The following is a 12061-nucleotide window of genomic DNA, read 5'->3' as shown; positions in this document are numbered from 1 at the left end:
GGTGGCCGCTTGCTTGCCCCAGACGACTATACGAGTAATGGGTTGATTGGTTTAATCGTGTTTTATAATAGGCTACGGTTCATCTTCACAACGTAAGCGATACGGGCTGAGAGAGGGTTGCAGAGACAGGACCGGTACTGTTGGTTCGTTGCTGAGCCGTATTATTGACCGTAAATGTCGCTTTGGCATCAATGTAATATGTTGTACCGGCGGTTAGTCCACTGATCTTTGCCTCTCCCTTCTTATCCGTCATTTTGTTCCCGATGGCAGTGGGCGAACTGGTTTTAATGGAAGCTGCCTGCGTTCGGCTGCTGAAAACGTAAACCGTTGCGCCAGCCACCGGGTCAGAATTAAGGTCCCTGACGGTGACGGTTAATTCCGTCGGAACGGTAAGCGTTAGGGACGCCGGTGTTGTTTGAACAGTTGTGAAGCTATTCACATTGGATTGACTGACGGTCGCAGCCGTTGGGCTGGAAACCAGAAGGTCTTTTTTTCCGGCCAGGTAATAGTCACCCGCTGGAAGATCATAGAAAAAAACGTTTCCTTTTTCGTTGGTCGTCTTTTGCCGGATTTGCCCGGCGGGGGCGGTTCCGGCAATTGATTCGGCTTGTTCCTGGTTGATAAAGAGCAGGATATCGGCTCCGAAGATTGGCTGATTTGCAGAATTGACGGCCTTTACCTTGATTTTTCCGCCGGGGTATTGCGGCTCCAGCAGTAATTTAGGCTCATTTTTGAAATCAGTATACGACATGACTTTTTCAAACTGGATGCCCTCTTTATTTTTGAACCGACCGACCACGTAAAAATTTTCGGTGGCAGGCTGATGGGAAAAGGTAAACTTGCCGTCTGAAACCGCGGTTGTGCTGATTAGGTAGGTGGTGGCACTGCCGGTCGCCGTCAGGTAAATGGTTGCTTCCGGTGCAATGACAACGGGCGCGTCTGTAAACGTATCATTGAGGTAAACGGTGCCATTGATTTCCCCGTCTTTATAAACGCTGTCTATGACGTCTTCAAAGTTAGATTCACACCCCAATGTAAGACCCAATAATAAGCAGAAAATGAGGTAGATGCCGGTACGCATGGCCTTTGAATGGATTAAAAGATGGATATCAATTTGGTAACTACATTTGGATCAATGGCCAACCCAAAAAACCAGCGGCCTGTCGGTACATCATATTCGCGACTGATCTGGCCATTCATCAGGTCGTATCCTTTTCGAAAAAACAGATTGCCGCCACCCTGCACGCTTAGTCCCGGTACGATGTCAATGCCCGCACCCAGAAAATAGTTTTTCAGGAACTTGTGGGTAACCCCTAGTCCGCCGGTCAGAAAGAGCTTACCCAACACACTGTTTCCCCGTGGGAAATTATACTCTTTATCGGCGGTATTTTTGATAAACCGGGTTCGGGCAGCGGTTCGGGTCAGATTACTTGGACCCAGGTACCATTTCACCCCCACCACCGCTTCAAAATTGTCGATGCCGGTGTCTGTTCGGAACTGCCCGGTGGCGTTGTCGAAAACAGATACAGTCCGTGATCCGAACACGTAGTTAATGCTGACCGATGGCCAGAAACGAACCGTGTGATAGGTTTTATAACTGCCGGCAGCGACGGGTTTTTCTTTTCCGGCTTCAAAAATGTCGTAGCTTATGTCATTGGTGCCTTTTGCGGTCCGGCTCTCATTAATAAGCACATCTTCCGATCGTAAAACCGGCTCCTGACTGGCTTTTTTTCGGGCGAATTCAGTATAAGCGACCTGTAGATCGTCAATCGGGGGTTCGGTTTGTTCCATCAACCAGCGGATTAATTTGCTGGAAGAATTGAAGTCGACAAGTTGAGCACTATCTTTTTTCGCCACTCTTAGTTTGTCATTTCGTTCATTTATCAGCATTTGTAACGCTTCATTAAATTCGGCGTCCGAAACGGGCTTTGCTTTATTGTTTTCGAGTCGGATGGCCGCATTTAACTTATTCTTATACTCTAGCGGATATTTCTTGATACACGACAGTTCGTCCAGTTGCTGTGCGTCCGACTTTCCATCCAGCAAGGGAGCCAGGAGTTCCCGTAACTTTTCGACGATCAGCGCCTGGCGGGCATTTTCCACTGGTGCTCTGACCCCAACCTTGTCATCAACTTTTAGAGAGCTGTCGCCCAGGTTTCCGACCGTGCGGATCGTATTTAAAATACCGCTGAGCTGATTGAACAGCGTGGAAATCGCGTTGCTGTTGACGAGTGCCTGGGTGAATGCACCGGCAAAGTCATCCGTCTGCACGTCGATCTCGGTGCGAAGCTTCGCTTCTTTCACGACTTCTTTGGCCGATACCTTTCTTCCCGAAGGGATATTGTGTACCAGGCCACGCAGCGCATCTTTTTCAAAAACCAGATCGGGTAGTAAACCATCCGGTTGCATGGTGGCGTAGTTGCTTTGGGCGTCATAATGCGTCATCCAGTTGATTTGTGGACAGTCGGACGCATACAGTACGATTTCGTTCAACACGGTTTCGGTCTGAGCGGTTGATTTTAACCAGTCTTCGTACGCTTTCTGTCGCACGGGCGCTTTTTCTTTCTCCTGGCGCAATTTTACCAGAACCAGCGTCAGTTCGGAAATAGCCGGTTTCAGGGTGTCCAGCATGTCCTTGATCACGGTTGATTCACAGCATTTGTCCGTGAGGGTCTGATAAAGCCGGAGGGTGGCTTCGGCCGAAGCCAGTTGTCGGTCAATTTCGGCATTGGCTTCTGTGGGTGAGGTGACTCCGAACGGATTCAGGACTGGATTTCCACCCGTGTACCAAAGCCAGTAGTTTATCCACTTTTTGTTTGATTTGATAACCTGATACGCGATCGAACAGAGTTGGATCTGGGTCCGCTGAATCGAATCAAGGTACTGACAGCGTTCATTTTCTAACTTTTCAAGTAACCCGGTATTTTTTTGGCCGCAACATTCTCCCGGGTCTTTCAGTGCCTTGATCGTTACATTCAACTGGCGGATACGGGCTTCGTACCGGGTGTAAACGGGGTAAAGCGCATTGACAATGGGCTTGTATTGGCTCCAATCCGCATACGCAGGCTTTTTGTCGAATTGATCCTTAAAAAAAGTATTATCAACGTTCTTCTTAATTATTTTAATGGTGGTTTTTCCGGCTTTTGAAAACTTGATTTCACTCTGGTTATTGCCTGGCTGCGGTAGGTTAAATGACGGTCCATTTCCGACCTTAATCGCGTAGGTAGTCTCCTTTTCCTGATCAATAACCTTGTTTAACTTAGCAATATCGGCGGAACCTACCTTAATTTTAAAAATCTCTGCTAAACAAGCCGGTAGGTCTGCCCACTTATTTCCCTTCAATTTGGTTTGTAGTTGCGTCTCCTGTTTTATTTTGTCATCCTGAATAACGAGGGTTAAAGCTGAGTCGCGGGCTATAAAAGTAGGCAAGGGCGAAAGGAGCAATCCCCCACTGCTGACGGTTAGCGTGTCAGGTTGCTTTGCTTTATCAGAATTTTTACACCCTATGCATTGGGAAAAAAGCGGTTGGGCGTGATGAAGAAGGAGGGCAAGTAGCAGGCAGGCATAGCGTATCATGGCAGGTATGCGGTTTTCTTATTGTAAACTGTCTTCTGGTAATACAGTAGGAATAATAGACAGCATAGTGCCTAACTCGAGGGAATCCTCCGCAGCAATCAATTCGCCACTTTCGGCCAGTTGGAGTAGGTTCGGAAGCGTGTAGGCTTCGGCGGCATTCATATCCACGACGTACCCCATATCTTTTAGGCTGCCTACGGTGACCCGGCTCAGCGGGTTATTACCCATGTCAATGAATCCGGTCATCAACTCATTCCGGAAGATAGGTTCGCGCCAGTGAGAGTCCTGTGTACCGGGACCATGTTGATTTTCGACCGGAACGGGAGCGGGGCCGGTGCCTTTCAGTTGGCCGTACTCAAACATGGCCAGGGCACCGGTAAAGGTTGGATTTGTGGTTCCAGCTCCTTTCAGAAGTCCTTTTTTAGTCCAGATTGTACCGATTCCGAGGACGTGCCCCATCTCATGCGTAATTACGTGCGTTAAGCTGCCGTTTTTTTCCATATTTTCCAGGTCGGCCTTATCAAAGGTCATTCTGCCTTTAGCCGGTAGAAAAGCAGCAACCCCCGCATTGGCCGGGCGTAAGTGGGTTGGGCCTGCCTGCCCCAGAATGCCACCTGATCCGTCAATGTCAGAGCCTTCTGCTAAAATCAATACATCATCGATGTTCTCGCCGTCCACCTTAATCGTCGGTAAATCACCGACGATGACACTGCTCCAGCGGTCGGCTGCGGCTTTAAAGGCGTTTTTCTGGTTTTCGGTCAGCCCACCTAAAAACCGTACTTCAATGGTAAAAGGGGAGGTTGAATTGGCTAATGCCTGCGCTAAGTTTACATCTGCTTGTGCAAAATAGGATTCGATCGCATTCATTTTCTGCTTTTTCATGGGATAGCGTTTTTAGGATTAATGAGGATTAATAAGATCAGGAAGGCTGAAAATTAGATTTCTGCCCGATAACGGCCTACTAGTTCATTGCCATCATACGCCCTGATTTCCAGCGGTCGGGGCGTTTCTGCTGTCGTTGACAGCGTAAATGCCGTTTGATTTAGCTTGATGTCGATCGATTCAATCGGGCGTTCTGCCACGTAGACATCAATCCGTGTGATTCCCTGAACATCGACGGTGAAACCGACCTGGTTTGTGGCAAACTTTTCGGATCTGATTTTCAGTTTTCGCACCGGCAGGGTAGACAGGATTGCCCCGGCCCGATTGATAAGATCCTGGTTTTTATTGAGTAAGTCATTCCTGGTCAGAAAGTGACGTTCGTCCGGTATGACGCCGAAATCTTCCACCGGTGTTCCGGCCCGCCGACCTACACGTAAGGTTCGACGAACCGCTACCCGCAGGCTGGTGCCTTTCGGCAATGGCTTATAGGGAGAGTCTGCGCCCGTCAGAAGCTGTGAAAAAATAGAATGGGTCCAGACATTCGCCCCACCTGCCCCCGTAGTTCCGTCTGTCCCGAGCACGGGGCCAATATTGTGGTCTTGAAACCCGGCCGCAAAAATGTCAGTCGTACTGTAGCAGAGTGAATCGACGATGAGCACCACCGGGCCAAAATACCGCTGTCCTATTTGGTTACAGGCCCTGGTTTCGGAGATGGGAAAACCGGCCGAAAAGGAAGCTCCCGATTGGAGCGCTTGCTTTAAAGACTCAATCCAGGGGTCTAATGCCACTTCGCGGGGCGCGTTTTTGCAAATCATCAGATTCAGGGGGGTATTAATGAATTGCACGGGTTCAGGCTCGATCAGGTGGGGCGTTAGTAACTGAAGAAGATATTCTCCATTCATAATAATACCGCCACCATTGCTCCGGACATCCAGCATCAGACCCTCTTCCGGCAATAGCGTAATCAGCCGCATAAACTCGTTAATAAATCCCGGTACGTCCTGGTGACTAAACGTAAAGATTCTCAGGTAACCGAAAGTGCCGGATGGTGTCGTTACCGTTCGTGCCTGGAATATATGGGGAAGTGTGCTATCGAGATCCGAAAGCGTTGCTCCGCTGGCCAGTTTAACGGCAACCTGCTTTTGGGCTTTTATAACTTGCGGTGCAAATAAGGCTTTTCGCATTTGCTGAATGAGATCCTGTTCCAGATCCAGCCCCGTTGTCATCATGTGCGCCAGATCTTGCTGGCGACTGTCTACTTCGGCGGCATCCGGTAATGGAGGATTCACCATCCAGTCGAATCGGATTTCCTTAAGTTCACCATCGACTGTCCGGTAGCCGATAATAACCCATTCCTCACTCGGTGCAGCGGCAATAATCAGTGCTCTGGTCGTCAGCGTTTGCACCCCTCTGGCCAGACGTGCTTCCCGGTTGCTGCCTGCATAACGGGCTGCATTGTTCAAAACCGCTTTTTCAATGGGCATTCCATTCCAGTAGACCACCTCTACCCCCGGACCGAAGGTTGGATGGCTGAACCCTGGAGAGACGTGCGAGACAAGGTAACGTCGCTCTTTGCCCTCAAAATAATCTTCCACCATAAACGGAAGAAACGCCGTCATATTCCTGAACGGATCCGGTAAAAGGTAATTGGTGTGGAGATCCCGAAGCGACATAAATGTGTCGGTCATTTCGTGGTGAAATTCGGTTTCGGGCGGCATGCTCGTTTCTTCACCGAATTCAAGGGTCTGTAAAAGTAGTTTAAGTCGTTGGACGGGATCAATTGCGTGCATTGCCCTTTTCAGGGGCAGGTGAGCGTAGTTTTGTTCAATAAGCAGGAGAGCCTGCCGGACAACCGTCTTACGATCTTCCAGATTGAGCGTGTTTGAAGAGGAGAGAAAAACCGGAAGGCTGGTTGCTCTTTCAAAATGAGTGCGTACCGACGAGTTCATTTTTTGAAGATAAGCCGGCCGTTTAAATGGAATGGTTTCTCTTTTCATTGTAAACACAAGTAGCTATTTGTGGATCAAAATTGCCACTTGTGTCGCACGCATTCAAGGTGAAAATACTCGTATAAATCAGGGGAATTTCCCGGATTTATACGAACTTCGGGATACTTAAAGTGAAATTTGTATTCTGGCGAATTCGACGTCCCTATTCATGAGGAGTCGGTTTGATGGTAAATGGAAATTGATCATGTAAAACCTGAAACGGTATGAAACGAATTACCTCGACATTCCTGACTTTAGCTTTTTGCTTATGGTTACAAGCTTGTGACAAACCCGGCTGTGGTTGTGCCCCTCCCTTAAGCTCAGAGTTAATGGGGAAATGGGAGTGGATTAAAACCGTGACACCAACTCAAGTAATTACTCCCCAAACCATGGGATATCGCCGTATTCTTCAACATGAAAATGATGGAAATGTCGATTATGTTGCTTTCTATCAAAATGATTCCTTGTATTTGAAGCTGGTTCGATCCCGCAATTTTAATCAGGAAGACAAAGACCGACGGACCATTTTAGAAAACTTCGGGACCCATCAAATGAAGTATTTTCTAATTGGAAGGGATTATCGTGTGACTCGGGAAATGCAAACCAGTGATCTCATGAAGACGTACACCGAACAAGCAGATACCGTCCGGCATTTTTACAAATATGCTGGACGGTGATGTGGATTTTTTATCAGCTCAAACTTTTATCTCTGGCGGGTATACCGGAAGATTGGTTTCAAAAAACAATTCGGAGAAGGCTTAGGAAACGAAAAACCCCCTCTACGCTGCGTAGAGGGGGTTTTTGTACTAGTTCGTGAACCCGAAGGGAGATAATATATACCTGAAAATCAGGCATTTAAATATTATTCGGAACTACTTAGGAACTACTTGTCCCTTGCAAAAAGAGGGGGCTTATACAGGCTGATTTGATTCTAAAATCAAATGCCACATAGTTGATATACAGTTAGTTATGTAGTAAAGTAGCTTTGCGATTTTGAAATTTCAGTTACAATTCTTCCACCTTATAGGAAACAAGGTTCAATTGATCATTCAATTGTCGTGATGGCGTATTAGTATGATAGCTCGCAAGAGCGCTCACGCCGTTTTCTTAGACAACTCTTTGTTCTTCTCTTCAATTTTACGGTCTTTACTTTCTAGTAACTGGCGCTGCATTTCGATTACTTCTTCCGCTTTCATCATTACATAACCAGACGGGGCTGCGGGCGTAACTATTTGGTTTATATCAATCCCTTCAATTAAATATACGGTGTTTGTCGATAAGATTTCGGCCAGCTTTCGTACATCCGATAAGGATGGTTCCGCCTTCCCTTTTTCCCACGATCCGATAACATTACGATGCTTTTTGCCCATCAATTGGGCCAGATCGTCCTGGGACAACTTCTTACCTTCTCGCAGTCGCTTTATTCTTTCTCCGAAATCCATTAGGAAATAATTTCAATTCTGCTCTATTATGATTTGCTATTGCAAATCATAATAGTACATTTGCCCATCTCAAAAATGCGACACCGAAAACGGTGGCACTTATTTAGGCTAAATGTACATCTAAAGCGGGCTTTGAGCAAAAATTTCATTCATCCTTTAATTAAAAATGCAATGCAAAAAGTTACATCTGCACAATACTGGAAGAACCGGATGGCGGTCGCTAAAAAAAGGTTTCCGGATGAGATGGGGCAACAAGACATTATTAAGGCTATTGTAGAACTTAATCCGACCCTTGACAAATTGACAAACGCGAACCGCTGGCGAAACGCCTGGTTTCTTCACGCCGGGGATCCTGAATTCACTGAATTAGTTGAAAAGATCGCCGACAGTTTAGAAACTGAATCTATTTAAGCCACCCCCACCGCCCCCTTTTTGTGATTACAGTCTGGTAATGAATTCTTTAACCTGGCTGAAATAGTACCCATTCATCCTTTAATTTCCCATGAACTTACAAACCATAATTAACCAGTTTGAAGGCGATTCGCTTCCAAACCAGCCAGATCCATATCTGGAGAAAGCCCGGCTGATGGTCGAATCAGCCGCCATTCAGGCCCAGCACCTACCAGACCTGAAACACTTCCGCCAAACGCTTTACGCCATCGAATCCACCATTACCAAAACCTTAGCCATCCGCTACGGCTGTAACGACTAAACCCACGTAACAAGATGAACACGCTACTAACTCCCGAAATTAAGGCCATCATTCAGGCCTGTTTGTTCGAGTCTCAAACCGTGAAATTTCACGAAGCTCGAAACAGCTTTTCTATCATTGCGAAAACCGGTTTTGTTCACACAAGCCAGTTTATTCCACTTTTCAAAACCAACGTTCGGACATATTTCAATACCGTTTCCATTGATGAAAATGGTTTAGATGCCCATTTCTGCCTATATGAAGAAAAAATCTAATCCACTGTTTAATGAAAATGGCCTTGAAACGCGGCTGCTTCGGTGTCCAATTAGGGTAAAAAAGTAAGGGCTATTCTTGCCAGGATCTAACTGGCCAGCCTTCGCCTTCAGCGATGCTTTACCCATAGTACAAACGCATTCATCCTTAATTTCCATGAAGAAGAAAATCGATATAAACGAATTGCTGGCCATTGATGGCGGGCTTTCGTATATCACTTACCGTTTCCCTGATGCCGAAGAAAGTGTTTCCCACAAAAACCGAAAATTCAAGCTACGGCCCGATGAAAAAACGGCCAGCGCCAGCCTGAAAAAAGACCTCAATTCCGGAACCTACATCGTGAAGGATTTCGGAAGTTCGGATCCAGCCATGAACGCCGTGGCGGTGGCCCAATTCCTGGACGGATCCGATTTTGTTACGGCCCTGAAGGCGGTGGCCGCTTTCTACAAGTTTGAAGGATCCGACGTTCCGGAAGTCAAGCCGGATTATAAAAGCTGGCCAGCGAAGCCCGACGAAGCGGAAGGCCAGATGGTGTTCGAGCCGAAGGAGTTCACAATAAACGATCTGAAGGCCTTGTTTTCGATCAATGCCTGGAATGCCCTGGGAACGAACGATGAAGCCAGGCTGGCGGAAGGATCCCGAATTTGCACCTACTACCATTATAAAAGCCTGGCGTCCTACACGCAAACCAAAGCGGGCAAAACCCACCAATTTATCAGTACGGATCTGTTTCCGATGTTCCTGATCGATGAAGGCGCATGGAAAAAGCTGTATAAGCCAAAGGCCGAAAAGAAGTTCCGGTTTCAGTCAACGGGCAACAAACCCGAAAACTTTATCCACGGACTGGCCCAGGCCCAGAAGAAAGTGGCCGAACTGGTGGCCGCCAATCCGGAACCAGGTGAACAAGATCTGGACGAAGGCGACAAACCGGCCAAAAAGAAGAAGAAAGGCCCGGAAAAACTGGATGAAATTATCCTGTGTACGGGTGGATCCGACGCCCTGAACGTGGCGGCCCTGGGCTATGCGGTGGCCTGGCAAAACAGCGAAACGGCCCTTCTATCGCCCGCTGATTTTAAAACACTGGCCCGGCTGGCCGATAAGATTTATAACCTTCCGGATATCGATAGTACCGGGAAACGGGAAGCCTTTAAACTGGCCATGACCTACCTGGAAATCCGTACGATCTGCCTTCCGGAATCCCTGAAGAAGTACCTGGACGGAAACGGAAATCCCTGCAAGGACGTACGGGATTACCTGAAATACCATAGGAAGTATGAATTCGCCGAACTCGTTAAAGTGGCGCTTCCGTATCAGTTCTGGGATCAGGATGTGGCGCTGGATCGGGATGGAAGCCCACGAATGAAGTTCGGGAAGCTGTTGATGGAGTATAAATTTAATAACGTTCACGCTTACAACTTCCTACGGTTGAACGGGTTCGCCCGCTACCGTTCGCCGAAGGAAAAAGACGGTTTTTGCTACGTACGGGAACAAAATAACATCGTTTCAAAAATTGAAGGATCGGCCGTAAAGGACTTCATCCACAACTTCCTGGAAGATCGGCGCTTTGCGGTGGATCTGCGCAATGCGATGTATAAAACGCCGTATCTGTCCGATTCCAGTATATCAAACCTGGGCTTTTTCGACGGCGATTTTAAGACCTACGGCCACGATTATCAGTACTTATTCTTTGCGAAAAACACCTGGAAAATAACCGCTTCGGGAATTGTCGAAGAAAAGGCTGGCACCCTGGATAAACACATTTGGGAACATAAAGTGATTGATCGGCCGGTGAAGATTCTGGAAGATATGTTCACGGTAACAAAAACCGAAGGCCAGTATGATATCCAGATCGGGAAAGATCCAGCGATGTTTTTGAAATTCCTGATCCAGTCGAGCCGTACCCACTGGCGGAAGGAAATGGAAGACCGGCTGGATCTGGGTTTGATGGATAAGGCGGCCCAGCTGGAGTACTGTACCGATCACGGTTTTACAACGGAGGATCTAAAGTCGATGCTGTACTGGAGCAATCCGGAAAGACAAATCGAATACCGGAAAGCGAATCAATTCGCCATCGACGGCGGATTGTTGACGGAAGACGAGATCCAGGAACAGAAGCTTCACTTGATCAATAAGATTTACGCCATCGGGTATTTGCTCCATCGATACAAAAATCCAGCGAAGCCCTGGGCGGTTTTTGTGATGGATGCCAAGATCAGCGAGAACAGCGAAAGCCACGGTGGCGCGGGGAAGGGGATCCTGGCCAAAGGGATTTACAAACTGCTGTCGAAAGTGCAGCTGGACGGCCGGAACCCGGCCCTGGTAGAGAATCGCCACTTACTGGAAAACGTCGATCAGGATACGGATCTGGTTCACGTTGAAGATGCTTATGAAGGCCTTCCGTTCGGTTTCTTTTTTGCGCCACTGACGTCGGCCACGACGGTAAACCCCAAACAAAAGCGGTCGTTTGAACTCGAATACGCCGTTTCGCCGAAGTGGTTGTTCGATACGAATTTCGGCGATCGCTACACGGATTCATCCAGCCGACGCCGGAAGCTTTACGTGGCGTTTTCGGACTACTATCACGAGAATACGGGCGATTACCGGGAAAGCCGAAGCCCGTTTGATGAATTCGGAATGAACCTGTTTGATGATTTCGATGAAGCCGAATGGAACCTGTTTTACAATTTTATGGCCCAATGCCTGAAGTTTTATCTGGGCTGCCAGGATAAGATCGAAGCGCCACTTCAGAACATATCGAAGCGGAACCTGATCGCCGTGATGGGTGATCACTTCCGAGCCTGGGCGGATGCTTACCTATCCATCGAAGGCGGCCGCCTGGATCAGCTGATCAATAAACTGGACGCCCAGGAAGATCTATTTCGCTCCAGTAAAATTAAAATGAGTAGTCAGCAATTCAAGCGCGGGCTAAAAGCCTGGTGTGGTTTCAATGGCTACGAATACAATCCGAAAGAATTACTGAACAAACAGGGCTTGATCATCCGGAAAGATGCCGATGATTCCACGAAAGAATTCATCTACATCCGGACGCCTGAAGCGACTATTAACGAAATCAAAAAGCATTAACCAGTACCCTTTTTTCATCCTTTAATTGATCAAACCATGAAAAACCATTTCGCCAGAAGCCCTTAAAAACAGAACATTCTTTGGTAGGCCTTCCCAAAAAACAGCCTGGCCAGCTCGCTCGAGCG

The 12061-nt window shown here is 47.6% G+C and carries 10 protein-coding genes; 5 read left to right on the top strand and 5 right to left on the bottom strand.

Annotated features, from left to right (window positions below):
• Nucleotides 1-85: 85 nt before the first annotated feature.
• From DUE52_RS11380 to DUE52_RS11365, 4 genes are all read right to left on the bottom strand, one after another.
• Complete coding sequence (locus DUE52_RS11380) at nt 86-1081, bottom strand: hypothetical protein (RefSeq protein WP_114406135.1); 996 nt, start codon at nt 1079-1081, stop codon at nt 86-88.
• Between the two features lie 14 nt (nt 1082-1095).
• Nucleotides 1096-3429, bottom strand: coding sequence for a hypothetical protein (locus tag DUE52_RS11375; RefSeq protein ID WP_133299821.1), 2334 nt, complete (start codon nt 3427-3429; stop codon nt 1096-1098).
• A gap of 165 nt (nt 3430-3594) precedes the next feature.
• Complete coding sequence (locus tag DUE52_RS11370; protein WP_222930272.1) at nt 3595-4458, bottom strand: leishmanolysin-related zinc metalloendopeptidase; 864 nt, start codon at nt 4456-4458, stop codon at nt 3595-3597.
• Between the two features lie 53 nt (nt 4459-4511).
• Nucleotides 4512-6407 carry a S41 family peptidase gene (locus DUE52_RS11365; protein WP_165840916.1) on the bottom strand — a complete coding sequence of 632 codons (1896 nt, stop codon included), beginning with the start codon at nt 6405-6407 and terminating at the stop codon, nt 4512-4514.
• Between the two features lie 263 nt (nt 6408-6670).
• Here DUE52_RS11365 and DUE52_RS32085 point away from each other — a divergent pair, with 263 nt between their 5' ends.
• Nucleotides 6671-7123 (top strand): hypothetical protein, encoded by a 453-nt coding sequence (locus DUE52_RS32085; RefSeq protein WP_133299820.1) that lies wholly within the window; start codon nt 6671-6673, stop codon nt 7121-7123.
• Between the two features lie 417 nt (nt 7124-7540).
• Here the strand turns inward: DUE52_RS32085 and DUE52_RS11355 are convergent, their stop codons facing one another.
• The gene (locus DUE52_RS11355) at nt 7541-7888 is read right to left on the bottom strand and encodes a helix-turn-helix domain-containing protein (protein ID WP_114406131.1); all 348 of its coding nucleotides are present in this window, start codon (nt 7886-7888) and stop codon (nt 7541-7543) included.
• 171 nt (nt 7889-8059) lie between these two features.
• On the opposite strand from DUE52_RS11355, the gene DUE52_RS11350 reads away from it, so the two are divergent.
• From DUE52_RS11350 to DUE52_RS11335, 4 genes are all read left to right on the top strand, one after another.
• Nucleotides 8060-8299, top strand: a complete 240-nt coding sequence (locus DUE52_RS11350; RefSeq protein WP_114406130.1) for a hypothetical protein — start codon at nt 8060-8062, stop codon at nt 8297-8299.
• A 91-nt stretch (nt 8300-8390) separates the two neighbouring features.
• A complete protein-coding gene (locus DUE52_RS11345) occupies nt 8391-8600 on the top strand; it encodes a hypothetical protein (protein WP_114406129.1) in 210 nt (69 codons plus the stop codon).
• A gap of 14 nt (nt 8601-8614) precedes the next feature.
• The gene (locus tag DUE52_RS11340) at nt 8615-8854 is read left to right on the top strand and encodes a hypothetical protein (RefSeq protein ID WP_114406128.1); all 240 of its coding nucleotides are present in this window, start codon (nt 8615-8617) and stop codon (nt 8852-8854) included.
• A 154-nt stretch (nt 8855-9008) separates the two neighbouring features.
• Complete coding sequence (locus DUE52_RS11335; RefSeq protein ID WP_114406127.1) at nt 9009-11936, top strand: hypothetical protein; 2928 nt, start codon at nt 9009-9011, stop codon at nt 11934-11936.
• Nucleotides 11937-12061: the final 125 nt, after the last annotated feature.

Origin of the sequence: Larkinella punicea, assembly GCF_003334855.1 — a bacterium.
Lineage (GTDB): Bacteria > Bacteroidota > Bacteroidia > Cytophagales > Spirosomataceae > Larkinella > Larkinella punicea.
The sequence above is the reverse complement of the archived record's forward strand: the minus strand, read 5'-3'. Positions and strand labels throughout refer to the sequence as shown.

Coding starts and splice junctions, on each gene's coding strand:
- DUE52_RS11365 (WP_165840916.1), bottom strand. CDS start 6,407: ATGAACTCGTCGGTACGCACTCATTTTGAAAGAGCAACCAGCCTTCCG.
- DUE52_RS11340 (WP_114406128.1), top strand. CDS start 8,615: ATGAACACGCTACTAACTCCCGAAATTAAGGCCATCATTCAGGCCTGT.
- DUE52_RS11370 (WP_222930272.1), bottom strand. CDS start 4,458: ATGAAAAAGCAGAAAATGAATGCGATCGAATCCTATTTTGCACAAGCA.
- DUE52_RS11345 (WP_114406129.1), top strand. CDS start 8,391: ATGAACTTACAAACCATAATTAACCAGTTTGAAGGCGATTCGCTTCCA.
- DUE52_RS32085 (WP_133299820.1), top strand. CDS start 6,671: ATGAAACGAATTACCTCGACATTCCTGACTTTAGCTTTTTGCTTATGG.
- DUE52_RS11380 (WP_114406135.1), bottom strand. CDS start 1,081: ATGCGTACCGGCATCTACCTCATTTTCTGCTTATTATTGGGTCTTACA.
- DUE52_RS11350 (WP_114406130.1), top strand. CDS start 8,060: ATGCAAAAAGTTACATCTGCACAATACTGGAAGAACCGGATGGCGGTC.
- DUE52_RS11335 (WP_114406127.1), top strand. CDS start 9,009: ATGAAGAAGAAAATCGATATAAACGAATTGCTGGCCATTGATGGCGGG.
- DUE52_RS11355 (WP_114406131.1), bottom strand. CDS start 7,888: ATGGATTTCGGAGAAAGAATAAAGCGACTGCGAGAAGGTAAGAAGTTG.